This window comes from Pseudomonas putida (assembly GCF_004357765.1).
In the GTDB taxonomy this organism is placed as follows: Bacteria; Pseudomonadota; Gammaproteobacteria; order Pseudomonadales; family Pseudomonadaceae; genus Aquipseudomonas; species Aquipseudomonas putida_U.
The window spans coordinates 69,853-96,075 of sequence record NZ_SMTE01000019.1 but is presented as its reverse complement, the minus strand read 5'-3'; the positions used below and the strand labels follow the sequence as shown (position 1 = coordinate 96,075).

The 26,223-nt window shown below is 62.1% G+C and carries 28 protein-coding genes and 1 tRNA gene; 19 read left to right on the top strand and 10 right to left on the bottom strand.

Going from position 1 to position 26,223, the window contains the following annotated elements; genetic code table 11:
• From E2H86_RS26355 to E2H86_RS23695, 5 genes are all read left to right on the top strand, one after another.
• On the top strand, nt 1-83 hold an 83-nt coding region (locus E2H86_RS26355; protein ID WP_243744096.1), incomplete at its 5' end, for a hypothetical protein.
• A gap of 492 nt (nt 84-575) precedes the next feature.
• On the top strand, nt 576-830 hold the full coding sequence (locus tag E2H86_RS23710) for a hypothetical protein (RefSeq protein ID WP_133331943.1): 255 nt from the start codon (nt 576-578) through the stop codon (nt 828-830).
• Nucleotides 831-960: 130 nt separating this feature from the next.
• The gene (locus E2H86_RS23705) at nt 961-1,464 is read left to right on the top strand and encodes a CinA family protein (protein ID WP_133331942.1); all 504 of its coding nucleotides are present in this window, start codon (nt 961-963) and stop codon (nt 1,462-1,464) included.
• Between the two features lie 12 nt (nt 1,465-1,476).
• Nucleotides 1,477-1,983, top strand: a complete 507-nt coding sequence (locus E2H86_RS23700; RefSeq protein ID WP_165976117.1) for a hypothetical protein — start codon at nt 1,477-1,479, stop codon at nt 1,981-1,983.
• A 9-nt stretch (nt 1,984-1,992) separates the two neighbouring features.
• The gene (locus tag E2H86_RS23695) at nt 1,993-2,436 is read left to right on the top strand and encodes a DUF421 domain-containing protein (RefSeq protein ID WP_133331941.1); all 444 of its coding nucleotides are present in this window, start codon (nt 1,993-1,995) and stop codon (nt 2,434-2,436) included.
• Nucleotides 2,437-2,513: 77 nt separating this feature from the next.
• On the opposite strand, the gene E2H86_RS23690 is transcribed toward E2H86_RS23695, so the two are convergent.
• Nucleotides 2,514-2,601: transfer RNA gene (locus tag E2H86_RS23690), tRNA-Ser, on the bottom strand.
• Nucleotides 2,602-2,735: 134 nt separating this feature from the next.
• Here E2H86_RS23690 and E2H86_RS23685 point away from each other — a divergent pair.
• The 8 genes from E2H86_RS23685 to E2H86_RS23650 all read left to right on the top strand — a co-directional run bounded on the left by E2H86_RS23685 (nt 2,736) and on the right by E2H86_RS23650 (nt 8,494).
• A complete protein-coding gene (locus E2H86_RS23685; protein WP_133331940.1) occupies nt 2,736-3,407 on the top strand; it encodes a Bax inhibitor-1/YccA family protein in 672 nt (223 codons plus the stop codon).
• Nucleotides 3,408-3,591: 184 nt separating this feature from the next.
• Nucleotides 3,592-4,971 carry a nucleobase:cation symporter-2 family protein gene (locus E2H86_RS23680; RefSeq protein ID WP_133331939.1) on the top strand — a complete coding sequence of 460 codons (1,380 nt, stop codon included), beginning with the start codon at nt 3,592-3,594 and terminating at the stop codon, nt 4,969-4,971.
• 87 nt (nt 4,972-5,058) lie between these two features.
• Complete coding sequence (gene tusD / locus E2H86_RS23675; RefSeq protein ID WP_133331938.1) at nt 5,059-5,451, top strand: sulfurtransferase complex subunit TusD; 393 nt, start codon at nt 5,059-5,061, stop codon at nt 5,449-5,451.
• Nucleotide 5,452: 1 nt separating this feature from the next.
• On the top strand, nt 5,453-5,812 hold the full coding sequence (gene tusC / locus E2H86_RS23670) for a sulfurtransferase complex subunit TusC (protein ID WP_133331937.1): 360 nt from the start codon (nt 5,453-5,455) through the stop codon (nt 5,810-5,812).
• The gene (gene tusB, locus E2H86_RS23665) at nt 5,812-6,108 is read left to right on the top strand and encodes a sulfurtransferase complex subunit TusB (protein WP_133331936.1); all 297 of its coding nucleotides are present in this window, start codon (nt 5,812-5,814) and stop codon (nt 6,106-6,108) included. Before tusC ends, tusB begins: the two co-directional genes overlap by 1 nt.
• Nucleotides 6,105-6,440, top strand: a complete 336-nt coding sequence (locus E2H86_RS23660) for a TusE/DsrC/DsvC family sulfur relay protein (protein WP_133331935.1) — start codon at nt 6,105-6,107, stop codon at nt 6,438-6,440. The genes tusB and E2H86_RS23660 overlap by 4 nt, the downstream gene beginning before the upstream one ends.
• A complete protein-coding gene (locus tag E2H86_RS23655; RefSeq protein ID WP_133331934.1) occupies nt 6,437-7,438 on the top strand; it encodes a glycosyl transferase family protein in 1,002 nt (333 codons plus the stop codon). Before E2H86_RS23660 ends, E2H86_RS23655 begins: the two co-directional genes overlap by 4 nt.
• A gap of 96 nt (nt 7,439-7,534) precedes the next feature.
• A complete protein-coding gene (locus E2H86_RS23650) occupies nt 7,535-8,494 on the top strand; it encodes a glutathione S-transferase family protein (protein ID WP_133331933.1) in 960 nt (319 codons plus the stop codon).
• A 113-nt stretch (nt 8,495-8,607) separates the two neighbouring features.
• Here the strand turns inward: E2H86_RS23650 and cysG are convergent, their stop codons facing one another.
• The 6 genes from cysG to E2H86_RS23620 all read right to left on the bottom strand — a co-directional run bounded on the left by cysG (nt 8,608) and on the right by E2H86_RS23620 (nt 16,257).
• Nucleotides 8,608-9,999 carry a siroheme synthase CysG gene (cysG, locus tag E2H86_RS23645; RefSeq protein ID WP_133331932.1) on the bottom strand — a complete coding sequence of 464 codons (1,392 nt, stop codon included), beginning with the start codon at nt 9,997-9,999 and terminating at the stop codon, nt 8,608-8,610.
• Nucleotides 10,000-11,280, bottom strand: a complete 1,281-nt coding sequence (gene serS / locus E2H86_RS23640; RefSeq protein ID WP_133331931.1) for a serine--tRNA ligase — start codon at nt 11,278-11,280, stop codon at nt 10,000-10,002.
• Between the two features lie 29 nt (nt 11,281-11,309).
• A complete protein-coding gene (gene crcB, locus E2H86_RS23635; RefSeq protein WP_133331930.1) occupies nt 11,310-11,684 on the bottom strand; it encodes a fluoride efflux transporter CrcB in 375 nt (124 codons plus the stop codon).
• Nucleotides 11,681-13,006, bottom strand: a complete 1,326-nt coding sequence (locus tag E2H86_RS23630) for a replication-associated recombination protein A (protein ID WP_133331929.1) — start codon at nt 13,004-13,006, stop codon at nt 11,681-11,683. The genes crcB and E2H86_RS23630 overlap by 4 nt, the downstream gene beginning before the upstream one ends.
• Nucleotides 13,007-13,018: 12 nt before the next feature.
• Nucleotides 13,019-13,654: an outer membrane lipoprotein chaperone LolA gene (gene lolA / locus E2H86_RS23625; protein ID WP_133331928.1), complete on the bottom strand. Its 636-nt coding sequence runs from the start codon at nt 13,652-13,654 to the stop codon at nt 13,019-13,021.
• A gap of 62 nt (nt 13,655-13,716) precedes the next feature.
• Nucleotides 13,717-16,257 carry a DNA translocase FtsK gene (locus E2H86_RS23620; protein ID WP_397466788.1) on the bottom strand — a complete coding sequence of 847 codons (2,541 nt, stop codon included), beginning with the start codon at nt 16,255-16,257 and terminating at the stop codon, nt 13,717-13,719.
• A 315-nt stretch (nt 16,258-16,572) separates the two neighbouring features.
• Between E2H86_RS23620 and aat the strand changes: the two genes are divergently transcribed.
• From aat to infA, 3 genes are all read left to right on the top strand, one after another.
• A complete protein-coding gene (gene aat, locus E2H86_RS23615; protein WP_133331927.1) occupies nt 16,573-17,253 on the top strand; it encodes a leucyl/phenylalanyl-tRNA--protein transferase in 681 nt (226 codons plus the stop codon).
• Between the two features lie 57 nt (nt 17,254-17,310).
• Nucleotides 17,311-18,018 (top strand): arginyltransferase, encoded by a 708-nt coding sequence (locus tag E2H86_RS23610; RefSeq protein ID WP_133331926.1) that lies wholly within the window; start codon nt 17,311-17,313, stop codon nt 18,016-18,018.
• Between the two features lie 103 nt (nt 18,019-18,121).
• On the top strand, nt 18,122-18,340 hold the full coding sequence (gene infA, locus E2H86_RS23605; RefSeq protein WP_002553999.1) for a translation initiation factor IF-1: 219 nt from the start codon (nt 18,122-18,124) through the stop codon (nt 18,338-18,340).
• A gap of 175 nt (nt 18,341-18,515) precedes the next feature.
• Here infA and clpA read toward each other — a convergent pair whose 3' ends face one another.
• A complete protein-coding gene (gene clpA / locus E2H86_RS23600) occupies nt 18,516-20,786 on the bottom strand; it encodes an ATP-dependent Clp protease ATP-binding subunit ClpA (protein WP_133331925.1) in 2,271 nt (756 codons plus the stop codon).
• A gap of 30 nt (nt 20,787-20,816) precedes the next feature.
• Nucleotides 20,817-21,179, bottom strand: a complete 363-nt coding sequence (gene clpS / locus E2H86_RS23595) for an ATP-dependent Clp protease adapter ClpS (RefSeq protein WP_013973290.1) — start codon at nt 21,177-21,179, stop codon at nt 20,817-20,819.
• A 230-nt stretch (nt 21,180-21,409) separates the two neighbouring features.
• Between clpS and cspD the strand changes: the two genes are divergently transcribed.
• Nucleotides 21,410-21,670, top strand: coding sequence for a cold shock domain-containing protein CspD (gene cspD, locus E2H86_RS23590; protein ID WP_133331924.1), 261 nt, complete (start codon nt 21,410-21,412; stop codon nt 21,668-21,670).
• Between the two features lie 66 nt (nt 21,671-21,736).
• Here cspD and icd read toward each other — a convergent pair whose 3' ends face one another.
• Complete coding sequence (icd, locus tag E2H86_RS23585) at nt 21,737-22,993, bottom strand: NADP-dependent isocitrate dehydrogenase (protein ID WP_133331923.1); 1,257 nt, start codon at nt 22,991-22,993, stop codon at nt 21,737-21,739.
• 429 nt (nt 22,994-23,422) lie between these two features.
• Here icd and E2H86_RS23580 point away from each other — a divergent pair, with 429 nt between their 5' ends.
• Nucleotides 23,423-25,648, top strand: coding sequence for an NADP-dependent isocitrate dehydrogenase (locus E2H86_RS23580; protein WP_133331922.1), 2,226 nt, complete (start codon nt 23,423-23,425; stop codon nt 25,646-25,648).
• Between the two features lie 97 nt (nt 25,649-25,745).
• Nucleotides 25,746-26,186: an NUDIX hydrolase gene (locus tag E2H86_RS23575; RefSeq protein WP_133331921.1), complete on the top strand. Its 441-nt coding sequence runs from the start codon at nt 25,746-25,748 to the stop codon at nt 26,184-26,186.
• Nucleotides 26,187-26,223: the final 37 nt, after the last annotated feature.

Genomic DNA, 26,223 nt, shown 5'->3' with positions numbered 1-26,223 from the left:
CCCTGGGTGGCGGTAACTGGGACCACTCGGCGCTGATCAAAGGCCTGGAGCACATGGCCAACTTCTCGATCCGCGACCTGTAGGAGCGAGCGCAGCTCGCGATAAGGCACACACTGGCTGGCCTGCTGCCCCTGGGTCTGTGCAGTACCAGGGGACGAGCGCTGAAGCCAGGCGATGTCGCTTTGCAAGTCGACCCAGAGGGCCCGGTTCCGGGGTCGACTCGCCCCGTGAGTGGGTCAGGCGATGACCTTCAGGAACATTACGGTCGCCAGCAGATCCAGGGCGAGCACGGCAACCACGACGAAAATCATGTAGTAGCGGTCGTCTTGAGTCATTTTGCTTTTCCCCAAGCTGGTTGTTTTCCAGGGGTGGAGCAATTCCTGTTCCAACAACGGATCGCTAAAGGAAGAGGCCAACCCTACCCCTCGTCACATTCTTGTACCATTTAGTACATTCCATGATTAGAATCCGCGGCCTCTTCGATGTTGTTCTACAAGCGGACAATCTGATACCTGGAGTGTATTGAGTCGATGCAAGCGGATTCGAATCGCCTAGTGAGCGTTCTGGAGCACCAGATGCTGCTCGAAGACTTCAGCAGCCGTTCAACCCAAGCTGAAGATCAACTGAAAAATGTCGTTCGCGGACAATCCACTCTCACCGAGCTAGAGCATCTGCTCGGCCCTTCCGAGGTATGTGGGATTTGGGGAGACGTGAGACTTTTCCGGTGGCAGTTCGTGTACACCGAAATGGGCTTTGCGCTAAGCGACCCTCAGGTCCTCACCGTGGCCATCGACGGTAACGGCTACATCACTGATTTCGCATTGGTCTAGCATAGAGCACCTGCTCGCTTTCCAGAGTCCAGGCGAGGAAGGACACCGGAAATCGCCGGACAGCAGATAGGAGGAACCAATCCCCACCCGCTTGCGTCCACCGCAAAACATCAAGCGAGTCGACTCTGCAATGGAAACCGACCCCGTGCTGGCCGCGCTTGGCTATCTGAAAGAAAACCACTTGATTCTGACCACAGCCGAATCGTGCACCGCGGGATGCATGGTCGCCTTGTTGGCGGCAGTGCCTGGGACTGGTGAGGTGCTGGAAAGCGGCTATGTCGTCTACTCGCCCGCCGCCAAGAAGCGACTGTTGGGTGTCAGCGTCGAAACCATCGAGCGCTATGGCCTGACCAGCGAAGCGGTGGCCTGGGAGATGGCCCTGGGTGCATTAAGAGACAGCGATGCCAATGTGGTCATCGCGACCACCGGGGTGGCCGGGCCAGCATCCGAATCGGGCGTACCGCCTGGGACGATGTGCTTCGCCTGGGCTTTTGCCGGCGAACCGGTCGCCGTTTTCACGCGTACCCAACGCTTCTTCGGCGAGCGAACCGAGGTCATGCGCCAAGGGGCGCTATACGGATTGACGCGGCTCTCCCACTATCACCAGCGCTGGCTGCGCGGTGAACGTGCCTGAGGGCAGTTGATCATGACGGAAGATGAACTGACATCCAGGCGTCATCCCGTGCGCGAAGACATGGCCATGCAGCGGCGGGTCTGGCGCTTCGAGCGAGTGGGATGGTATGTGCTGTTGGCCGTCGTCCTGCTGGCTCTGGCTGGACTATTCGGTAATGGCCCATTGAGCGATGCCGAAGTGATCAGCCCCGATGGCCGAGTGAAAGTCGAGTATCAACGCCTCAGTCGCAGCGGAACCACTGACAGCCTTGTGATCACGGTTCAGGGAACCCCTGGGGATCCGGTCGCGGTGCAACTGGAGGGTTCAGTGCTGCGCAAAGCCAGCATCGAAACGATACAGCCGCAGCCGCAAGTCTCACTGTCTCACGGCTCAGCGTTATTGCTACAGCTGGGTACCAGCGAAGACGGATTGGCCACGTTGTACCTGACCCTTCGCAGTGACCATGTAGGAACCCTGGAGGGAACGGTCAGGGCCGGGCCAAGAAGTGCCGTTGGCTTTTCCACGTTCCTTTATCCCTAGGAGTGCGTCATGGATTCCATTCTCCGTGCCGCCGGCATGTACCTTGCCCTCATGCTGCTGTTTCGGGTAGCCGGACGGCGCTCGCTGGCCGACCTGACCACCTTCGATTTCGTTCTGCTGCTGATCATCGGGGAAGCCACCCAGCAAGCGCTGCTGGGTGATGATTTTTCGTTCACCAATGCCATGCTGGTGATCGCTACGCTGATCGTTCTGGACGTTGGGCTGTCGCTCGCCAAGCTCAACTCCAAGCCATTGGCGAGGCTTCTGGATGGACACGCTACCCTGGTCGTTGAGAACGGGCGCTTCCTGCACCACCGCATGCATCGGGCACGTCTCACAGAGGACGATATTCTTGAGTCAGCACGGGACAGCCATGGCCTCGAACACATTCAGCAGGTCAAATTCGCCATCGTCGAGCGCAATGGAAAGATTTCGATCATTCCCGCCGAGTGAGGCGCAGACGGTTCACAGAGGTTGTTTTGTCATGCCCCAGAAACGCAAAAAGCCCTGAATAATCAGGGCTTTGAATATGGCGGAAGCGTAGAGATTCGAACTCTAGGATAGTTGCCCATCGACGGTTTTCAAGACCGTTGCCTTAAACCACTCGGCCACGCTTCCAGCTTGTTTTGCGGCGGCAATAATACCTTAATGAAACACGCTGTCAAACTCTCTGTGTCGCCGGTTGCAGGGGCTCTGTTAGACTCGTTGCATCACACGTTTCAAAACCACAGGTTTACCCAAGGAGTGTCGCAATGCGCGAACAGGATTATGCCGTTCATCACGGCCAGCAGGTCGAGCAGCAGGAGATCAGCAAGGTCCTGCGCAACACCTACAGCCTTCTGGCGCTGACGCTGGTGTTCAGCGGGGTCATGGCCTACGTTGCCCAGCAGATGCGCGTCGGCTACCCGAACATTTTCGTGGTGCTCATCGGCTTCTACGGCTTGTTCTTCCTCACCGCCAAGCTGCGTAACTCGGCCTGGGGCCTCGTGTCTACCTTTGCCCTCACCGGCTTCATGGGCTTCATCCTGGGTCCGATCCTCAACCGCTACCTGGGCATGACCGGTGGCGCTGAGGTGGTCAGCTCGGCCTTCGCCATGACTGCACTGGTGTTCGGTGGTCTGTCGGCCTATGTGCTCATCACCCGCAAGGACATGAGCTTCCTCAGTGGCTTCATCACCGCCGGCTTCTTCGTGCTGCTGGGTGCCGTGGTGGCTAGCTTCTTCTTCCAGATCAGCGGCCTGCAGCTGGCGATCAGCGCTGGTTTCGTGCTGTTCTCGTCGGTGTGCATCCTGTTCCAGACCAGCGCCATTATTCATGGCGGTGAGCGGAACTACATCATGGCGACCATCAGCCTGTATGTCTCGATCTATAACTTGTTCGTCAGCCTGCTGCAGCTGTTCGGCATCATGGGTAGCGACGACTGATCGAATCCGTCCCGCGTGATGAAAAGCCCGCTTCGGCGGGCTTTTTCACACCTGCAAATTGACCTTTAAGTCAGTTTATTGCGGATATAGCCGGCGATCTTGCTGCTAACGTGCCTGCCTCTACCGCAATTGCGCTGCAGCCCGTAGAATGCGCTCCCTTTTTTCATGCCGGACCGCTTTCTCGATGAGCTCACACGAACACAGCCCAGGCGCGCCGGCGCCTGCCAACGAACTGGTGCTTGGCCTCGAGGACAAGCCACGGCTGCTGATCGGCCTGTTGGCTGCCCTGCAACACCTGCTGGCGATCATCGTGCCGATCGTCACACCGGGTCTGTTGATCTGCCAGGCGCTGGGAGTGTCGGCGCGTGACACCAACCTGATCGTCTCCATGTCGCTGGTGATCTCGGGTATCGCCACCTTCATCCAATGCAAGCGCTTCGGACCGTTCGGCGCAGGCTTGCTGATCGTGCAAGGCACCAGCTTCAACTTCGTCGGCCCGCTGATTGCCGGCGGCGCGCTGATGGTCAAACAAGGCACCCCGGTGGAAAGCGTGATGGCAGCGATCTTTGGTGTGGTGATTGCCGGCTCGTTCGTCGAAATGGGCGTGTCGCGCATTCTGCCTTTCGTCAAACGCCTGATCACCCCGCTGGTGACCGGCATCGTGGTGCTGATGATCGGCCTGACCCTGATCAAGGTGGGCCTGATCAGCATGGGCGGCGGCTTCGGCGCCATGGCCAATGGCACCTTCGCCAATGGCGAGAACCTGCTGCTGTCGGGCGTGGTGCTGGCGATCATCGTCATTCTCAACCGTATTCCGGTGGTGTGGATGCGCAGCTGCGCCATCGTCATCGCCCTGGCCGCGGGTTATGCACTGGCCGGCTACCTCGGTCGCCTGGACTTCACCGGCATGCATGAGGCCGCGCTGTTCCAGGTGCCGACGCCGCTGCACTTTGGTTTGGGCTTCTCCTGGGCACTGTTCATTCCGATGCTGGTGATCTACCTGGTGACTTCGCTGGAAGCCATCGGCGATGTGACGGCAACCAGCAAGGTGTCGCGCCAGCCAGTCGAAGGGCCGCTGTGGATGCAGCGCATCAAGGGTGGTGTGCTGGTCAATGGCGCCAACTCGCTGCTGGCAGGGTTGTTCAATACCTTCCCCAGCTCGATCTTCGCCCAGAACAACGGGGTGATTCAGCTGACCGGTATCGCCAGCCGCCATATTGGTGTGTGGATCGCCCTGATGCTCGTGGTGCTCGGCCTGTTCCCGAGCGTTGCCGGGGTGATCCAGGCGGTGCCTGAGCCGGTGCTGGGCGGTGCGGCGATGGTGATGTTCGGTGCAGTAGCTGCTTCGGGGATCAATATCTTGGCCAGCACTCGCCTGGACCGCCGCGCCCTGCTGATCATCGCCGTGTCGCTGGCCCTGGGCCTGGGCGTGGCTCAGGTGCCTGAATTTCTGGCGCACATGCCGGCGGCGATTCGCAACGTGCTGGAGTCGGGTGTGGCTACAGGCGGTATCTGTGCGCTGGTGCTGAACTGGTTCCTGCCGGAGAGCAAGGAAAACGCCTGATCCGCGCTGCCCTGTCGACAAAAGCCCGCGCCTGCCTGCGCGGGCTTTTTGCTTTATCATGGCCGCATTCCTTTGCACGAGTTGTCCATGAAATTCGCTATCGCGGTTTTTTCACCAGCCCATGCGCCCTCCTCTCGCCGCGCCTTGCGCTTCGCCGAGGCGGCGCTGGCCGGCGGGCATGAAATTGCCCGGCTGTTCTTTTACCAGGACGGGGTACACAGCGCCTCGGCCAACGTGGTCGCGCCCCAGGATGAACAGGACATCGCCAGCCAGTGGCGTGCCTTCATCGAGATCAACGCACTGGATGCCGTGGTGTGCATCGCCGCTGCGCTACGTCGTGGCGTGCTCGATGAAGCCGAAGCCAGTCGTTATCAGCGCCCAGCGGTGAACCTGCCCAAACCCTGGGAGCTGTCAGGGCTCGGTCAACTGCACGAAGCCGCGCAAACCGCCGACCGCCTGGTCTGCTTCGGAGGCGATTGAAATGGCCAAATCCATGTTGATCATCAGCCGCCAGGCGCCCTGGAATGGCCCATCGGCCCGGGAGGCGCTGGATATCGCGCTGGCCGGCGGCGCCTTCGACCTGCCGTTGGGCATGCTGTTTCTGGATGATGGTGTGTTCCAGCTTGCATCCGGCCAGCAGCCCGCTGCGGTGCAACAGAAGAACCTGGCGGCCAATCTGCAGGCCTTGCCGATGTTCGGCGTCGAAGAACTGTTCGCCTGCCAGCACAGTCTGACACGCCGCGGCCTGTCCGCCGACAGCCTGGAACTGCCCGTAGAGGTGCTGGACGATGCTGCGCTCAAGGCCCTGATGGCCCGTTTCGACCAAGTGGTGACGCTCTGATGACAACCCTGCATGTGTTATCCCACTCCCCGTTCGGCGATGAGCGCCTGGAAAGCTGCCTGCGCCTGCTCGGCGCCGAGGATGGCGTATTGCTGTGCGGCGATGCCGTGTATGGCTTGCGCAGCGGTAGCGCCCCCCATCACCAACTGCTGGTTGCCGATCTTGCGCAACGCCTGTTCGCCCTCGACGAAGACCTGCAGGCTCGCGCCATCGACAGCGACCTGGCCAAGGCTGTGGACTACCCGGCGTTCGTCGAACTTTCGCTGCGCTATGACAAGGTCAACAGTTGGCTATGAGTACCCTGACTGTCGGCGCTAGCGCCATCGCCCTGGACAAGGACGGCTTTCTGGTCGACCTGCAAGACTGGTCACCTGCCGTGGCCGAAGCGCTGGCTGCCCGCGAAGCCATTGCCCTGACGCCGGACCACTGGGAAATCCTCGAACTGCTGCGCGCGTTCTACGCCGAGTACCAGCTGTCGCCGGCTACCCGTCCGCTGATCAAGTACACCGCGCTCAAACTGGGCGTGGAAAAGGGCAACAGTCCGCACCTGAACCGCCTGTTCAACGGCACTCCCGCCAAACTCGCCGCCAAGCTGGCGGGCCTGCCCAAGCCGACCAACTGCATATGACCGAACCACTTCCGCTGACCCTGCAAACCCCGGCCGAGCACCCATTCGCCGAATTCGTACGCATCCTTGGCAAAGGCAAGCGCGGCGCCCGCGGCCTGACCCGCGAGGAAGCCCGAGCGGCGATGACCTTGCTGCTCGAAGACAAGGTCGAGGACACCCAGCTGGGCGCCTTCCTGATGCTGCTGCGACACAAGGAAGAAAGCGCCGAGGAGCTTGCTGGCTTCACCGAGGCCGTGCGCACGCACCTCAAGGCGCCGAGCATCGCCGTGGACATCGACTGGCCGACCTACGCGGGCAAGCGGCGGCACCTGCCCTGGTACCTGCTGGCAGCCAAGTGCCTGGCCGACAACGGCGTACGCATCCTGCTCCACGGTGCCGGCGCGCACACGGCCGGGCGCCTGTACACCGAACAAGTGCTGGAGCTGTTGCACATTCCCCTGTGCCGCAACTGGCAACAGGTACGCGAAGCGCTCGACCAGCATCAGCTGGCATTTTTCCCGCTGCAGGACTGGGCACCCTCCCTGCAGCGCATGATCGACCTGCGCAATACCCTTGGCCTGCGCTCGCCGATCCATTCCCTGACCCGGGTGCTCAACCCGCTCGGTGCCCGCTGCGGCCTGCAGAGCATCTTCCATCCGGGTTACCAGGCCGTGCATCGCGAGGCCAGCCAGTTGCTCGGCGATCACGCCATCGTGATCAAGGGCGATGGCGGGGAAATCGAAATCAACCCCGACACCATCAGCCACCTTTACGGCACCACAGGCGGCGAAGCCTGGGACGAGGAATGGCCAGCCATGAGCGAGCGTCGCCATGTGAAACCGTCCAGCCTCGAGCCCGATCATCTGCTGGCGGTTTGGCGCGCGGAAGCCGAGGACAGCTACGGTGAAATGGCCGTCATCGCGACCATAGCCCTTGCCTTGCGCGGCTTGGGCAGCACCCAGGCGCAGGCGTTCGAGCAAGCGCATGGGTACTGGAAGAGCCGTAATCAATCGAATTAGCCGATAATAGTCCCGCGGTATTTGCGCTATTTATTCGAACGTTTTTCTCTAGACTGAGCTCCAACGACAAACGACTTTTGTTTCCGAGGAGCTCACATGGGCCTGTTGATCGATGGCCGCTGGCACGACCAGTGGTATGAAAACGGCAAGGACGGCACGTTCAAGCGAGAGAATGCCCAGCGCCGCAATCCACTGCCAGCCCCTGAGGCCGGCCGCTACCACCTCTATGTATCGCTGGCCTGCCCCTGGGCACACCGAACCCTGATCGTGCGCGCGCTCAAAGGCCTCGACCCCTTGATCGACGTGTCTGTTGTCAGTTGGCTGATGCAGGACCACGGCTGGACCTTCGACACCCAGCAGGGCTCCACCGGCGATCACCTCGACGGCCTGCAGTATTTGCACCAACGCTACACCCAGGATGACCCGCACTACACCGGCCGCGTGACGGTTCCGGTGCTGTGGGACAAGAAAGAGAAGCGTATCGTCAACAATGAGTCGTCGGAGATCATCCGCATCTTCAACAGCGCGTTCGACGAGTTGACCGGCAACCGTCTGGACCTCTACCCCGCGTCGCTGCGCCCAACCATCGACGCGCTCAACGAGCGGATTTATCCGGCGGTGAACAACGGCGTGTACCGCGCAGGCTTCGCTACCACGCAAGACGCCTACGAGGCGGCGTTCGACGATGTCTTCAATGAACTGGACTACCTGGAAGACCTGCTCGAGCGCAATCGCTACCTGGCCGGTGAGTACCTGACCGAGGCCGACGTGCGCCTGTTCACCACGCTGGTGCGGTTCGACGCGGTGTACCACGGGCACTTCAAGTGCAACCTGCGGCGCCTTGGCGACTATCCGAACCTGTCCAACTGGTTGCGTGAGCTCTACCAGTGGCCTGGCGTGGCCCAGACGGTGAACATGGAGCACATCCAGAAGCACTATTACATGAGCCACAAGACCATCAACCCGAACGGGATCGTGCCCAAGGGGCCGTTGCAGGACTTCACGTTGCCCCATGACCGGGAGCGGTTGATGGGCAAGGGGATCTGGCAAGGTTGATATCGCTGGGGCTGCTTCGCAGCCCATTCGCGGGGCAAGCCCGCTCCCACAGGTTTGGCGCGGGCTTTGAAAACGGCGCTGACCATTGGGGCCGCAAAGCGGCCCCGGTGATGTCAGCTGTTCTGCGCCCCTTCGAACCAGGCCAGCTTGTCACGCAACTGCACGACTTCCCCAACGATCACCAGGGTCGGCGCATGCACTTCATGCTGGGCCACCAGCGCCGGCAAGTCTGCCAGGGTACCGGTGAATACCCGCTGGTTGCGCGTGGTGCCTTGCTGCACCAGCGCAGCCGGGGTGCTCGCGGCACGGCCGTGACGGATCAGTTCGGCACAGATGGTCGGCAAGCCGACCAGGCCCATGTAGAACACCAGGGTCTGGGCCGGCGCCACCAGGTCATTCCAAGGCAAGTTGCTGGTGCCGTCCTTGAGATGGCCGGTGACGAAGCGCACCGACTGGGCGTAATCGCGGTGGGTCAGCGGGATTCCGCCATAGGCAGAGCAACCGCTGGCAGCGGTGATGCCTGGCACCACCTGGAACGGGATACCCTGCTCGGCCAGCTCCTCGATCTCCTCGCCACCACGACCGAAAATGAACGGATCGCCGCCTTTCAGGCGTAACACGCGTTTGCCCTGCTGAGCCAGATCGACCAAGAGGCGATTGATCTGCTCCTGCGGCACGGCATGCTCAGCACGGCGCTTGCCGACGTAGATACGCTCGGCATCGCGCCGGCACATCTCGATGATCGCAGGCGCCACCAGGCGGTCGTAGAGCACCACATCGGCTTGCTGCATCAGGCGCAAGGCACGGAAGGTCAGCAAGTCCGGATCGCCCGGCCCAGCGCCCACCAGATAGACCTCACCGCCCTGCTGCACAGGCGCACCATCGACCATGGCCTGCAACAGGCGTTCGGCTTCGGCGCCCTGCCCGGCCAGCTGGCGCTCGGCAACAGGCCCCTGGAATACCGTCTCCCAGAAGCCCCGGCGCTGATTGACATCCGGGTACAAGCGCTTGACCTGATGCCGGAAACGCGCGGCAAGCCCTGCGAGTTCGCCATAGGCCGAGGGAATCCAGGCCTCCAGCTTGGCGCGGATCAAACGCGCCAACACCGGAGCGTCACCGCCACTGGACACCGCGATGACCAACGGCGAGCGGTCGACGATCGCCGGGAAGATCACCGTGCACAAGGCCGGGGCATCCACCACGTTGACCGGTAGGCTACGAGCCTGGGCATCCGCCGAGACCTGGGCATTCAGTGCCGAGTCGTCGGTAGCGGCGATGACCAGGCGGCAACCGTCAAGGTCGTTCGCCTGATAGCCACGCACCAGCACCTCTCCGCCGCCCTCATGCGCCAGGCTGGCCAGTTGCTCGTCCACCTCCGGCGCCACCACGCGCAGCGCAGCGCCGGCATCGGCCAGCAAGCGCGCCTTGCGCAGGGCGATCTCACCGCCGCCGACGACCAGCACGCGGCCGCCCTGCAGCTTGTGAAACAGTGGCAGGTAGTTCATTTAGCGGATGACCTCGACGCCGCCCATGTAAGGCTTGAGCACTTCAGGTACACGGATCGAGCCATCGGCCTGCTGGTAGTTCTCCAACACCGCCACCAGCGTACGGCCAACGGCCAGGCCGGAACCGTTCAGGGTGTGCACCAGCTCGGGTTTGCCGGTTTCCGGATTGCGCCAGCGGGCCTGCATGCGGCGGGCCTGGAAGTCGCCGCAGTTGGAGCAGGAGCTGATCTCGCGGTACTTGTCCTGGCTCGGCACCCACACTTCCAGATCGTAGGTTTTCACCGCGCTGAAGCCCATGTCGCCAGTGCACAGGGCCAATACGCGGTACGGCAGCTCCAGGGCTTGCAGCACGCGCTCGGCGTTGGCGGTCAGACCTTCCAGGGCTTCCATCGATTTGGACGGTTCGACCACCTGGACCATCTCGACCTTGTCGAACTGGTGCTGGCGGATCATGCCACGGGTGTCACGGCCCGAAGCGCCGGCTTCGCTGCGGAAGCATGGAGTATGGGCGACGTACTTGATCGGCAATTGCTTGGCGTCGAGGATCTCGCCAGCCACCAGGTTGGTCAGCGACACTTCAGCGGTCGGGATCAGGTAGAAGTCGGCCTCGCCTTCGCGGCTGATCTTGAACAGGTCTTCCTCGAACTTGGGCAACTGGCCAGTGCCTTGCAATGCCGGCGCCTGCACCAGGTACGGGGTGTAGGCCTCTTCGTAGCCATGCTCGGCGGTGTGCAGGTTGATCATGAACTGCGCCAGGGCACGGTGCAGGCGGGCGATTGGGCCGCGCAGCACAGCGAAGCGAGCGCCGGACAACTTGGCGGCAGCCTCGAAGTCCAGGCCGCCGCTGATTTCACCCAGGGCGACGTGGTCCTTGATGTCGAAATCGAACTGGGTCGGAGTACCCCAGCGGCGTACTTCGACGTTGTCGTCTTCGCTGGCCCCGACCGGCACACTGGCATCCGGCAGGTTGGGAATGGTCAGCACGATGCTGTCGAGTTCGGCCTGGATGCTGTCGAGCTCGGTCTTGCCGGCAGCCAACTCGTTGGCCATGCGCTCGACATCGGCCATCAGCGGCGCGATGTCCTCGCCCTTGGCTTTGGCCTGACCGATGGACTTGGAGCGGGCGTTACGCTCGGCCTGCAGTTGCTCGGTACGGGTCTGCACCGACTTGCGACGCTCTTCCAGTGATTCGATGCGCGCGACATCCAGGCTGAAGCCACGGGAGGCCAGGCGATCCGCCACTTCCTGAAGTTGGCCGCGTAACAGTTTGGAATCGAGCATATCGTTCTCTCGTTATAGGTAGGTGTTGGTCAGAAACGGGTCAGGGACAGGCCGGCCCAGGTGGCCAGAAGCCCGCCCACCACGCTGATAGCGGTATAGCCCAAGGCCAGGGGCACTTGCCCGCCTTCCATCAGGCGCACGGTATCGAGCGAAAAGGACGAAAAGGTGGTCAAGCCGCCGAGAAAGCCGACGACCAGGCCTGCGCGCAGTTCGACCGGCGCGAACGGCTTGTGCAGGAACAGCCCGTAGAGCAGGCCGATCAGCAAGCAGCCCACCAGGTTGACCGCAAGCGTACCGGTATAATAATGCTGCGGCCAGCGTGCCACGACCCAGTTGGAGGTGGCGAAGCGCAACAGGGTACCGGCGGCCCCTCCGGCACTGACGGCGGCGATGAGTGCGATCACGGTTTTCTCCGTTGCCGTGGGCTGTTGCGGTCGAGGTCGGCCAGGTGGCGCAGTTTCTCGCCGATCTTGAGTTCCAGGCCACGTGGCACCGGTTGGTAGTACTGACGTGGCTCGAGTTGTTCGGGGAAGTAGTCTTCGCCCGCTGCATAGGCGTCGGGCTCGTCGTGGGCGTAGCGGTACTCATCGCCGTAGCCAAGCTGCTTCATAAGCTTGGTCGGGGCGTTACGCAGGTGCAAGGGCACTTCCAGCGAGCCGTGCTCGGCCGCCTCGCGCAGGGCGGTCTTGAACCCGGTGTACACGGCGTTGCTCTTCGGCGCACAGGCAATGTAGGTGATGGCCTGAGCCACTGCCAGCTCGCCCTCGGGGCTGCCCAGACGCTCCTGCACATCCCAGGCTGCCAGACACAGGCTCAACGCCCGCGGATCGGCGTTACCAATGTCCTCGCTGGCCATGCGCACCACGCGCCGGGCGATGTACAACGGATCGCAGCCGCCGTCGAGCATGCGCGCGAACCAGTACAACGCGGCATCCGGGTTGGAGCCGCGAACCGATTTGTGCAAGGCGGAAATCTGGTCGTAGAACGCTTCGCCGCCCTTGTCGAACCGGCGGCGACTGTCGCCCAGCAGGCTCTGCAGCATCTCGACGTCGATCTCGCTGCCGTCTTCAGCCAGGTCCGAGGCATTTTCCAGGAAGTTGAGCATGCGCCGGCCATCGCCGTCGGCGGCGGCCATGAGCATCTTGAAAGCGTCATCGCCCACGCGCAGGTTACGCTTGCCCAGGCCACGCTCTTCGCTCAACGCCCGGTCGACCAGCTTGCGCAAGGCCGACTCGTCCAGGCTCTTGAGCACGTACACCCGGGCGCGCGACAGCAGGGCGTTGTTCAGCTCGAACGATGGGTTTTCGGTGGTGGCGCCGATGAACAGCAGGGTGCCGTCTTCCACATAGGGCAGGAAGGCATCCTGCTGCGATTTGTTGAAGCGATGCACCTCGTCGACGAACAGGATGGTGCGCCGACCGTACTGGCCCGCCTGCTGCTTGGCCACCTCGACGGCCTGACGGATCTCCTTGACCCCTGCCAGCACCGCCGACACCGTTTCGAAATGGGCATCGCAGAACTGCGCCAGCAAGCGCGCCAGGGTGGTCTTGCCTACCCCTGGCGGGCCCCAGAAGATCATCGAGTGCAGCGCCCCCTGCTCCAGCGCCTCGCGCAGCGGCTTGCCGCGTGCCAACAAATGCTCCTGGCCGACATACTCGTCCAGGTTGGACGGACGCAGGCGGGCGGCCAGAGGCTGGGCAACGGGTTCGCTTCGAAACAGGTCCATCACGGCCTCGGCTTACTCCTGGATGATGTCCGCGCCTTTGGGGACATCGAACTTGAACGTGCTGTCGGATACCGGATCGTTGGCCTTGACCCCATTGAACAGGATATTGGTGCGCTGGCCGACGCTGTCGACCAGTTGCATGTCATTGATCAGGCCTTTGCGGAACGACACACGCAGCGAGTCGAACAACGTGTCCTTGGTTTTCGGCTTGAGGGTGAAGTCCATGACATCGCCCTGCTCCTTGGAGGTGATGTCGAAGCTCTGGCTGATCTTCGATACATCACCGGACAGCAGCAGCGCCGGGGTCTGGTTCAGACGCACGTCGAGCTTCTTGATGGTCGCCTGCTCCAGATCAGGGTCCCACAGGGTGACATTCTTGCCATCGGACACCACCACCTGCTCCTGGGGAGCATCGGTGTGCCAGTAGAACAGGCCCGGGCGCTTGACGGTCATCTTGCCGGACGTTTCCTGCAGGCTGGTGCCGCTGGCGTCGAGGGTCAGTTGGGAGAAGTTGGCCTGGATGGTCTGCGACTTTTCCAGCAACTGGGTCAGGCGCTTCACGTCTTGCTCAGCGGCTTGCGCCAAGAGGGTGGCCGACACGGAGCCCAGTGCCAGGGCAGAAACCAACAGCATGCGAATCACGCGCATGGAAATCCTCGTTGAGCAGTGATTGGGCCGGGCACCGTGAATGGCGCCCGACAGGGTAACGATCAATCGCGCGGGCCGCCTGGGGCGATGACTTCCCGCGAGCCGTTGCTGTTCATGGGGGTAACCACACCCGCCATTTCCATCGCTTCGATCATGCGCGCAGCGCGGTTGTAGCCGATCTTGAGCTTGCGCTGCACCGCCGAGATCGAAGCGCGGCGGCTTTCAAGCACGAACTGCACGGCTTCATCATACAGGGCGTCGCTCTCCGAATCTTCACCATCGCCACCACCGCCGCCGCCTTCGAAGCCGCTGCCGGCCTCTTCCACGCCATTGAGGATGTCGTCGTTGTAGTCCGGCGCGCCACGCAGCTTCCAGGCCTCGACCACGCGGTGCACTTCGTCGTCGGAAACGAACGCGCCATGCACGCGGATCGGCAGACTGGTACCCGGCGGCATATAGAGCATGTCACCGTGACCGAGCAGCTGCTCGGCGCCGCCCTGGTCGATGATGGTCCGCGAGTCGATCTTGCTCGACACCTGGAACGCCATGCGGGTCGGGATGTTGGCCTTGATCAGGCCGGTGATGACGTCCACCGACGGGCGCTGCGTGGCGAGGATCAGATGGATACCGGCAGCCCGCGCTTTCTGGGCGATACGGGCGATCAACTCTTCGACCTTCTTGCCGACGATCATCATCATGTCGGCGAATTCGTCGACCACGACCACGATGGTCGGCAGGGTCTTCAGCGCCGGCGGCTCGTCGTCCATGCTTTCGCGGCGGTACAGCGGGTCGTGGATGATTTCGCCGGCTTCCTGGGCGTCCTTGATCTTGCGGTTGAAGCCGGCCAGGTTGCGCACCCCCATGGCCGCCATCAGCTTGTAACGGCGTTCCATCTCGGCAACGCTCCAGCGCAGGGCATTGGCAGCGTCCTTCATGTCGGTGACCACCGGGCACAGCAGGTGCGGAATGCCTTCGTAGATCGACAGCTCGAGCATTTTCGGGTCGATCATGATCAACCGCGCGTCTTCCGGGCTGGACTTGAACAGGATCGACAGGATCATCGCGTTCACCCCCACCGACTTACCGGAACCGGTGGTACCGGCGACCAGCAGGTGGGGCATCTTGGCCAGGTCGGTGATCACCGGTTTACCGCCGATGTCGTGCCCCAGGGCCAAGGTGACAGGCGACTTCTGCTCGTCGTACTGGGGCGTGGCGAGCACCTCGGAGAAACGCACCATCTGCCGATTTTCGTTGGGGATCTCGATACCCACGGTGGTCTTGCCAGGGATCACCTCGACCACCCGCACACTGGTCACTGCCAGCGAGCGCGCCAAGTCCTTGGCCAGGTTGGCGATGCGGCTGACCTTGACGCCGGCGGCAGGCTGGATTTCGTAACGGGTAATGACCGGGCCTGGGTGGATGGAGTCCACCGAAACCTCGACGCCGAATTCCTTGAGCTTGATTTCCAGCAGTTGACCCACACCCGCCAGGGATTCCGGCGAGTATTCGATCTTCTTCTGCTCCGCCGGATCGAGGATGGAAATCGATGGCAAGGTGCCTTCCACGGCGCTGTCGACGAACAGCGGTGCCTGTTTCTCCTTCATCACCCGCTTGCTTTGCTCCGGCGCTTTGGCCGCTGCCGGAGGCACGATGGTCGGGGCTGCGCCAGACTGCTCGCGGGACACCACGGAATCACGCGGTGCCAGAGGCTCGCGGGGCACGACCGGCTCGCGCGCCAGGGTCGGTTCGCGGGGCTCGACGTCCGCGGCCGGCGCCGCCTCACGCTTGAAGATGCGCTCGCGCAGCGCCGGCTTGGCCGGCTCGCGCTTGTCGGCGGTTTTCGGCCCGAGGTCGAACACCGGATCATCCACTTCACGCAACTGCGCTTCCAGGCGCTTGCGCTCGGCGCGGGCCTCCCACCAGCGGCTTGCGGCGCCCTGGACCAGCTCGAACAGGTCGAGGGTGATCTTGCCGGTCAGGTCCATGACCTTGAACCACGACAGATCGGTGAACACGGTCAGGCCGAACAGGAACAGGGCGATGAACATCAGCGTGCTGCCCTGCACGTTCAGCAGATTGCGCGCCAAGTCGCCGAGGCTTTCGCCCAGCGCACCGCCCGCGGAGAACGGGATGTTGGCTGCCGGGTGAAAGTGGATATGGGCCAAGGCCGCGCCCGACAGCACCAGGAACACCAGACCGATCAGGCGCCAGGAGAACAGCCAGCCGCTCCACTGCCATGGCTGGTGGCGCTCACGGAAAATCTGCCAGGTCTTGATCGCCAACAGCAACGGGAAGATGTAGGCGAAATAGCCCAGCACCATGAACAGGATGTCGGCGAAGTAGGCCCCGGCACGCCCAGCGGCATTCTGCACCTGCTCGACGTTGCTGGTGTGGCTGAAGCCAGGGTCCGAGGTGTCGTAGGTCAGCAGCGCCATCCACAGATACAGGCACAGCGCGCCGACAGCGATCAGCGCACCTTCCTTGAGGCGGTAATGCAGCTGCTGGCGCCACAGAGGCACGGGCAAGGGAGCTGGGGTTGCGGTGGATTTCTTCAAAACGCGTCTATTCCTGCGCGTACTGCGCGTCCAATAGTGATCGGCCAGGTGAACGGCCAACGAACCACTACTTTTAACATTACTGCCCGCCAGCCGCCATGGCGGCACGCCATGAGGCACTTGAGTGGGGGCGACTTTCGTATGACTGCAATTTGAGCATGCATTTTCTTTCGTGACAAAGGCTTATGCTGTGTTTTTGCACAGGTGTGACAGCAAATGTGCCAGATGGTGCCGGCGACCCTCGCAATGTGTAGGAAATTACATCTGGCGCTGTACTGCGTCAGCCGCCAACGAGACCAGCATTGACCCGAAAAGCCGCACGCGCCATCCTGCCCACTCCCCTCCCCCACCGCACGATAGACCATGCTCACCTGGCTTACCCGCGACTCGCTGACCTTCCCCCCTCTGGAAAAGGCCCTGCACGACCCTAACGGCCTGCTCGCGGCCGGAGGCGACCTCAGTGCCGAGCGACTGGTGCAGGCCTATCGGCATGGTTGCTTCCCCTGGTACCAGGACGGCCAGCCTATCCTCTGGTGGTCACCTGATCCACGCACCGTGCTGTTCCCGGACGAACTGCACGTCTCTCGTTCGCTGGCCAAGCTGATGCGCCAGGGCCGCTACCAGGTCAGTTTCGACACCGACTTCCGCGCAGTCATCGATGCATGCGCCGCTCCCCGGGACTACGCCGAGGGGACCTGGATCACCGACAACATGCGCGACGCCTATTGCCAACTGCACCAGCGCGGCATCGCCCACAGCGTCGAGGTGCGCCAGGACGGCGAGCTGGTGGGTGGTCTCTATGGCCTGGCAATGGGCCAGCTGTTCTTCGGTGAGTCGATGTTCAGCCGCGCCGACAACGCCTCGAAAGTCGGTTTCGTGACGCTGGTCGGGCATTTGCGCGATGCCGGCTTCGTGCTCATCGACTGCCAGATGCCCACCAACCACCTGCACAGCCTCGGCGCCCGCGCCATCAGCCGCGCCCAGTTCGCCGACTACCTACGTCAGCACCTCGACCAACCCAACGGCGCCACGTGGGTTTGCTAGGCGAGTTCTGCCAGCTGGCTTACACTTAAAGCAAAGTCTCACCGAGGGGGGTAGATCATGACAGAGCTGGCGCGACTGAAGTTCTATGCCACTCAGCCCCACTCCTGCAGCTATCTGCCGGACGAGCAGGCGACCACCCTGTTCCTCGACCCCAGCCAGCCGATGGACGTGCACGTATATGCCGACCTGTCGGAAATGGGCTTTCGCCGCAGTGGCGACCATCTCTATCGCCCCCATTGCCAGAACTGCAATGCCTGCGTGCCTGCGCGCATCCCCGCCGCGCGTTTCATCCCCAATCGCCAGCAACGGCGGATCCTCAAGCGCAATGCCGATATTACCGTGAGCGCCGCGCGCCCGGCGTTCAAGGAGGAGTACTTCGATCTGTACCGGCGCTACATCGAGACCCGCCACGCCGACGGCGACATGTATCCGCCCAGCCGCGACCAGTTTTCCACCTTCCTGGTCCGCGACCTGCCCTTCTGCTGGTTCTACGAATTCCGCCTCGAAGGCCGGCTGCTGGCGGTGGCGGTCTGCGACCTGCTGCCCAACGGCCTGTCGGCGGTGTACACCTTCTACGAGCCCGCCGAAGAGCGCCGCAGCCTAGGTCGCTATGCCATCCTCTGGCAGATTACCGAAGCCCTGCGTCAAGACCTCGAGGCGGTGTATCTCGGCTACTGGATCAAGAACTGCAAGAAAATGAGCTACAAGACCCAGTACCGCCCCATAGAGCTGCTGATCAACCAGCGCTGGGTCAGCCTCAACTGAAAGACATTGGCTTGACACACAATTTTCGGGCATAATCCACGCCACTTTTTTGCCCGGTGCGGTTATGCGTCGGGCCAACACTGGATACCGAGGGCTCTACTGCATGTCGAAAGAAGACAGCTTCGAAATGGAAGGTACTGTCGTCGACACCCTGCCCAACACCATGTTCCGCGTGGAGTTGGAAAACGGGCACGTCGTAACCGCGCACATCTCCGGAAAGATGCGCAAGAACTACATTCGTATTCTCACTGGCGACAAGGTCCGCGTCGAACTGACGCCCTACGACCTGAGCAAGGGCCGCATCACCTATCGCGCGCGCTAAACTCAAGCCATGAAAAAGCCCGGCCATGTGCCGGGCTTTTTTGTGCCGTACATATTGCCAAGGGCTGCTTTGCAGCCCATTCGCGGGGCAAGCCCGCTCCCACAGATGCAGTGCAGTCCTCAGCGTGTGGGAGCGGGCTTGCCCCGCGAATGGGCCGCAAAGCGGCCCCAAGCCATCAAGCGACTTCAGCCGTGGTCTCGAAATCGAACACCAGCTCGCCGTCGCGCAGATCCACATGCACCACACCACCGTGCTCGGCCAGCTCGCCGAACAGGATCTCCTCGGCCAACGGCCGCTTGATCTTGTCCTGGATAAGCCGCGCCATGGGACGCGCGCCCATCTGCACGTCGTAGCCGCTGGCAGCCAACCAGCCACGGGCATCGTCGCTGACCTCCAGCAGTACACGCTTGTCTTCCAGCTGCGCCTGAAGCTCGATGAGGAACTTGTCGACGATGCTCTTGATCGTCTCGTGGCTCAGGCGGCCAAACTGGATGATGGTGTCCAGGCGGTTGCGGAACTCCGGCGTGAAGCTCTTGCGAATGACCTCCATCGCATCGGACGCATGGTCCTGATGAGTGAAGCCGATCGAGGCCCGCGCGGCGGTTTCGGCGCCGGCGTTGGTGGTCATGATCAGGATCACGTTGCGGAAGTCGGCCTTGCGCCCGTTGTTGTCGGTCAGGGTCCCGTGATCCATCACCTGCAGCAGCAGGTTGAAGACTTCAGGGTGGGCCTTCTCGATTTCATCGAGCAGCAATACGCAGTGCGGTTGCTTGGTGATCGCTTCGGTCAGCAAGCCGCCCTGGTCGAAGCCGACATAGCCAGGAGGCGCGCCGATCAGACGCGATACAGTGTGCCGCTCCATGTACTCGGACATGTCGAAGCGCACCAACTCGACCCCCAGCGCCTTGGCCAACTGCCGGGCGACTTCGGTCTTGCCGACACCGGTGGGGCCGGCGAAGAGGAACGAGCCGACCGGCTTGTCCGGTGCCTTGAGACCGGCACGCGACAGCTTGATGGCGGTGGCCAGCGAGTCGATCGCGGCGTCCTGGCCGAATACGGTCAGTTTCAGGTCGCGCTCGAGGTTACGCAGCAATTCCTTGTCGGAGCTGGTGACATGCTTGGGCGGAATCCGCGCGATCTTGGCGACGATATCCTCGACCTGCGGCACATCGATGCGCTTGACCCGATTGGCTTCGGGCTGCAACCGCTGATAGGCACCGGCTTCGTCGATGACGTCGATGGCCTTGTCCGGCATGTGGCGGTCATTGATGTAGCGCGAGGCCAGCTCGGCCGCTGCACGCAGGGCCTCGTCGCTGTACTCGATGTTGTGATGGCTTTCGAAGCGGCCCTTCAGGCCCCGCAGAATGCCCACCGTATCCTCCACCGACGGCTCGGTGACATCGACCTTCTGGAAGCGCCGCGCCAAAGCGCGATCTTTTTCGAAGATGCCGCGGAACTCCTGGAAGGTGGTAGACCCGATGCAGCGGATGTCGCCAGAAGACAACAGCGGCTTGAGCAGGTTGGAGGCATCCATCACCCCACCCGAGGCTGCGCCCGCACCGATGATGGTGTGGATCTCATCGATGAACAGGATGGCCTGCGGACGCTTGCGCAGCTCGCCGAGCAGCGCCTTGAAGCGCTTCTCGAAATCACCCCGGTATTTGGTACCGGCCAGCAGCGCGCCTAGGTCAAGGGAGTACACCACGCTCTGCGCCAACAAGTCAGGCACCTGGCCATCGACGATACGCTTGGCCAGGCCTTCGGCGATGGCGGTCTTGCCGACGCCGGCCTCGCCGACCAGCAGCGGGTTGTTCTTGCGCCGGCGGGCCAGGATCTGCGCCACGCGCTCGACTTCCTGCTCGCGCCCCACCAGGGGATCGATGCGTCCGGCGCGGGCCAGCTCGTTGAGATTGCTGGCGTAGGCATCCAGCGGGTTGCTCGAGGAGGACGCTTCGCCGCCCTCATCGTCCTGCATGTCCTGCTCGCCTTCGGTATTGGGGCCATGGCCAGGCACCTTGGAGATGCCATGGGCGATGTAGTTGACCACATCGATGCGGGCCACGCTCTGCTGCTTGAGCAGGAACACGGCCTGGCTTTCCTGTTCGCTGAAGATCGCCACGAGTACGTTTGCGCCGGTCACTTCGCGCTTGCCGGAGCTCTGCACGTGGAATACGGCGCGCTGCAGCACACGCTGGAAGCCCAGGGTCGGCTGGGTCTCGCGGTCTTCGTCGTTGACCGGAATCAACGGGGTGGTGGAATCGATGAACTCTTGCAGGTCGTGCTTGAGTTTGTCGAGATTGGCGCCACAGGCGCGCAGAACGGTCGCGGCAGCCTCATTGTCAAGGAGTGCCAACAGCAGATGTTCGACGGTCATGAATTCATGACGCTTCGAACGGGCCTCCTTGAAGGCAAGATTGAGGGTGACTTCGAGCTCGCGGTTTAACATAGCTTCACCTCATACCCAAGTGGTCGGCGATTAACCGTCCTTCTCGATTTCACAGAGTAGCGGATGCTGGCTTTCCCTGGCGTATTGGTTGACCTGCATGGCCTTGGTTTCGGCGATGTCACGGGTAAACAATCCGCACACTGCCCGCCCTTCGGTATGGACGGTCAGCATGATCTTGGTCGCCAGCTCGCGGTTCAGATTGAAGAACGTCTCGAGCACTTCGACGACGAAATCCATTGGTGTGTAGTCGTCGTTGAACAAAACCACCTTGTACATCGGTGGCGCCTGCAGGATCGGCTTGGCTTCCTGAACCGCGAGACCAGAGCCATCGTCCTCGTTCGATTGCGGGCGATCCTGATTGAATGTTAGTCGAATCTCGCTAGGTGCATGCATGGAAAGAATTTCATCACGATCGACAGGTTAAGGTTGTGGGTTGACCGCTAAGGCCCTCGCCGGCGCGGGCGCCGCATGACCTTGACTATCGGCAAAACGGTGTTACAACCAATAAGAACCCACCGTGGTCGATAAAGATCCGCGCAGTCAACCAGATTTTTCGCATGGTTCGTATGCGGATGAAGTGGATGATACTCCAGTGATGGAGTCCTTTGCAGAGGGACATAGGGATGGCAAGCGGCAAAGTCAAGTGGTTCAACAATGCCAAGGGCTATGGTTTCATCAATGAAGACGGCAAGACCGATGATCTGTTCGCCCACTATTCGGCTATCCAGATGGACGGTTACAAGACGCTCAAGGCCGGCCAGGCCGTGACCTTCGAGATCGTCCAGGGCCCCAAAGGGCTGCACGCCACGCAAATCACCAACGCGACCGCCCCGGTCAGCGAGCCAAGCGCCCCGCAGAATTCGAGCGTACCACTCGAAGCCTGACGCGCCAGCTTCCCGGTAGACGATCGAAACGGCCACCTCTTTAGCAAGGTGGCCGTTCGTCGTTCGCTACATGTGCTTGATCATGGCGTCACCGAAGCCCGAACTGCCGACCAGGGTCGCGCCGTCCATCAAACGCTCGAAATCATAAGTGACCGTCTTGGCGCCAATGGCACCGTTGGTGCCCTTGATGATCAGATCCGCCGCCTCGGTCCAGCCCATGTGCCGCAACATCATCTCCGCCGAGAGGATCACCGACCCTGGGTTGACCTTGTCCTGGCCGGCATACTTCGGCGCTGTGCCGTGCGTAGCCTCAAACATGGCCACGGTATCGGACAGGTTGGCACCAGGAGCGATGCCGATCCCCCCGACTTCCGCTGCCAGGGCGTCGGACAGATAGTCACCATTGAGGTTAAGCGTGGCGATCACGTCGTATTCGGCCGGGCGCAACAGGATCTGCTGGAGCATGGCATCGGCAATGGCATCCTTGACCACCACCTCGCGGCCGCTTTTCGGGTTCTTGAACTTCATCCAGGGCCCGCCATCGAGCAGCTCGGCGCCGAATTCGTCACGGGCCACCTCATAACCCCAGTCCTTGAAGGCCCCTTCGGTGAACTTCATGATGTTGCCCTTGTGCACCAGGGTCAGCGACTCGCGATCGTTGTCCACGACGTATTGCAGGGCTTTGCGCACCAGGCGCTGGGTGCCCTCGCGGGAGACCGGCTTGACCCCGATGCCACAATCCTTGTCGAAGCGGATCTTGGTGACGCCCATTTCCTCCTTGAGGAATTTGATCACCTTGTCGGCCTCGGGCGAGCCTGCCTTCCACTCGATGCCGGCATAGATGTCCTCGGAGTTCTCCCGGAAGATCACCATGTCGACATCCCCGGGTTTCTTGACCGGGCTCGGCACTCCCTGGAACCACAGCACCGGCCGCAGGCATACGTACAGGTCGAGTTGTTGGCGCAGGGCTACGTTCAGCGAGCGAATGCCGCCGCCGACCGGCGTGGTCAGCGGGCCTTTGATCGAGACCACATAGTCGCGCACCGCATCGAGGGTCTCCTGCGGCAGCCAGGTATCCTGGTCGTACACCTGGGTGGCCTTTTCCCCGGCGTACACCTCCATCCAGGCGATCTTGCGCTTGCCGCCATAGGCCTTGTGCACCGCGGCATCGACGACCTTGATCATCACCGGCGAAACATCCACGCCGATGCCATCGCCCTCGATGAAGGGGATGATCGGGTTGTCGGGCACATTGAGCGAATGGTCGGCATTGACGGTGATCTTGCTACCGTCGGTCGGAACCTTGATTTTCTGGTATCCCATGGTGGCACTACTCCGCTTGCGGGTCGTGGTTGGACTTCATGCGATGCAATCAGCCTAAACCACATCCACCACCCTGCAAGCCCTGCGACAACCGGACACATTGCCCATGCGTCTTTGGTCTTATAAATGGGCCGATATCACTTAGCCTTGCTGAATAGTCCGATTGGTTTGATATACTGCGCCGCGACCGTAGGGTCATCGGGGCGAACCCTTGGAAAAACGCGGCTCGCCCTCGGCCAGGTAAAGGCCGCAAAACCTGGCCATCCAGCCTGGACTGTTACCGCAGGCCAGCACTTGACGCTCGACTGATGCATCCACCATCACCGCTCGCAGCCTCTCGACTTTTCGCTTATGGCGCTGCCTGAGCGATGCGCCTACCCTGCGCACCTCGAGACTCGAGCACGCTCAGCACACAGAGAGTTAACCCGCATGCCCACCCGTTCCAAGATCATCTATACCTTCACCGACGAAGCCCCCGCCCTCGCCACCTACTCGCTGCTGCCGATCATCGAAGCGTTCACCGCTTCGGCTGACATCGCCGTCGAAACTCGCGACATCTCCCTGGCTGGCCGTATCCTCGCGGCTTTCCCGGAGCAACTGGGCGCAGAGAAGCAAGTAGGCGATCACCTGGCGGAACTGGGCCAGCTGGCTACCACCCCTGAAGCCAACATCATCAAGCTGCCGAACATCAGCGCCTCGGTACCGCAGCTCAAGGCCGCGATCAAGGAGCTGCAAGGCAAGGGCTTCAACATCCCTGACTACGCCGACGAGCCGAGCACCGCCGAGGAAAAAGAATCCCGCGCGCGCTACGACCGCATCAAGGGCAGCGCCGTGAACCCGGTTCTGCGCGAAGGCAACTCCGACCGCCGCGCTCCGCTGTCGGTCAAGAACTACGCTCGCAAGCACCCGCACAAGATGGGCGCCTGGGCCGCCGACTCCAAGTCGCACGTTGCCCACATGACCCAGGGCGACTTCTACGGGAGCGAGAAAGCTGCCCTGATCGAGGCTGACGACAGCCTGCGCATCGAACTGGTCGGCAAGGACGGCAGCACCTCGGTACTGAAAGAAAAGACCGCCGTCAAAGCCGCCGAAGTCATCGACTGCGCCACCATGAGCCGCAAGGCCCTGAAAGCCTTCATCGCCGAGCAGATCGCCGATGCCAAGGCCGCTGGCGTACTGCTGTCGGTTCACCTGAAAGCCACCATGATGAAGGTCTCCGACCCGATCATGTTCGGCGTCATCGTCGAAGAGTTCTACAACGACGTGCTGACCAAGCATGCCGCCGAACTGAGCCAGGTCGGCTTCAACGCCAACAACGGCATCGGCGACCTGTATGCCCGCATCAAGGACCTGCCAGCCGACAAGCAGGCCCAGATCGAAGCCGATGTCCAAGCCCTGTACGCCCAGCGTCCAGCCCTGGCCATGGTCAACTCCGACAAGGGCATCACCAACCTGCACGTACCGAGCGACGTCATCGTCGACGCCTCGATGCCAGCCATGATCCGTGACTCGGGCAAGATGTGGAACGCCGCTGGCGAGCTGCAAGATGCCAAGGCGATCATCCCGGACCGCTGCTACGCCGGCATCTACCAGGCGACCATCGAAGACTGCAAGGCCAATGGCGCATTCGACCCGACCACCATGGGCAGCGTGCCGAACGTTGGCCTGATGGCCCAGAAGGCCGAAGAGTACGGCTCCCACGACAAGACCTTCCAGATCAAGGCCGACGGCGTCGTGCGCGTGGTCGACAGCAAGGGCAAGGTCCTGCTGGAGCAGAACGTCGAAGCCGGTGACATCTTCCGCATGTGCCAGACCAAGGACGCGCCGATCCAGGATTGGGTCAAGCTGGCCGTCAACCGTGCCCGCCTGAGCAACACCCCTGCGGTGTTCTGGCTGGACCCGGCTCGCGCCCACGACGGCGTGATGATCGAGAAGGTGCAGAAGTACCTGAAGGACCACGACACCTCCGGCCTGGACATCCGCATCCTGGCACCGGTCGAGGCCATCAAGTTCTCCCTGGCCCGTATCCGCGAAGGCAAGGACACCATCTCGGTGACCGGCAACGTGCTGCGTGACTACCTGACCGACCTGTTCCCGATCATGGAACTGGGCACCAGCGCCAAGATGCTGTCGATCGTCCCGCTGATGAACGGCGGTGGCCTGTTCGAAACCGGCGCTGGCGGCTCGGCGCCCAAGCACGTCCAGCAGTTGGTCGAAGAGAACTTCCTGCGTTGGGACTCGCTGGGTGAATTCCTGGCCCTGGCCGCTTCCCTGGAGCACCTGGGCAACACCTACGACAACCCACGTGCCAAGGTCCTGGCCAACACCCTGGACGAGGCGACCGGCAAGTTCCTCGATACCAACAAGTCGCCTTCGCGCAAGGTCGGCGGTATCGACAACCGTGGTAGCCACTTCTACCTGACCCTGTACTGGGCCCAGGCCCTGGCTGCCCAGAGCGACGACGCTGCCCTGCAGGCACGCTTCGCCCCACTGGCCAAGACCCTGACCGAGAACGAGGAGACCATCGTCGCCGAGCTCAACGCCGTCCAGGGCAAGCCGGCCGATATCGGTGGCTACTACGCCCCGGATGCCGAGCTGACCGCCAAGGTGATGCGTCCAAGCCAGACCCTGAACAGCGCCATCGCCGCACTGTAAGGTTCGCTTGATGTAACAGCACAAACCCCGGCCACGCACCGGGGTTTGTGCTTTTTGGCAATTAATCGACACCATGCCAGCCTTGGAGGAGCAGCACATGACCTGGCAACCCCACATCACCGTCGCCACCATCGTCGAAGACGAAGGCAAGTTCCTCTTCGTCGAGGAGTTCAAGACCGGCCAACACGTCTTCAACCAACCCGCCGGCCACCTCGAAGCCAACGAATCCCTGACTCAAGCCGCCCTGCGCGAAACCCTCGAGGAAACCGCCTGGGAGGTCGAGCTGACCGGCGTCGTCGGCATCTACCTGTACACCGCGCCAAGCAACGGCGTGACCTATCAGCGTATCTGCTTCGCTGCGCGGCCCCTTCGCCACCATGCCGACCTGGCGTTGGACGCCGATATCGTCCGGGCCGTCTGGCTGACCCGCGAGGAACTGCTGGCCGACCCCAACCGCTGGCGCAGCGAACTGGTGCCACGCTGCCTCGACGACTACCTCGCAGGCCCTCTGCACAGCCTCGCACTGCTACGCGACTGACGCGAAGGCGTGGGTTTGATAGAATCGGCGTTTTTCC